The following is a 515-nucleotide window of genomic DNA, read 5'->3' on the forward strand; positions in this document are numbered from 1 at the left end:
AAGGAGCACGTGAAGTAGGGAAGTGAGGTCCCGGAGCGTAAGCTCTGCGCGTTATGGTTCGGTCGGACACACCCGTAAGGGTGCTCTGATAGAGAACCTGCTATGCGACTAGCAGTAGCCTAGGGAGACATGCGTCACTGGTAACGGTGGGGTGTGAAGCTCTCCTGACAACGTAGCCCCCGTAAGGGTGTCTAGCCGTCGTGAGGCGGACAGGCAGAGACTCCGAGCAGCAACGGGGTCGAGGAGCAAGGCTGGCTGGTATGGGTAATGTAAGTGAACTGCTGGTAAACGCCGTGAGCATTGCGGTGCCAAAGCTGCTGATAGGCACTAACCAAAACGGTATGTGGTCGGTTGTCCCGTTGGTTCCTCGGGACACGTCGTCAATGGACCACCGGCGAAGAGGCGGACCCTAACCCAGTCGTGTAACGTGCAGGGAACGTGGTAAGCCCGTATGGCTGCCGGAGCGCAATTGGCTCAGGCAAGTGAACCGCAAGGAACGCTGTCGGCTGTGCGGG

Source organism: Cupriavidus sp. SK-3, assembly GCF_000611145.1.
Lineage (GTDB): Bacteria > Pseudomonadota > Gammaproteobacteria > Burkholderiales > Burkholderiaceae > Cupriavidus.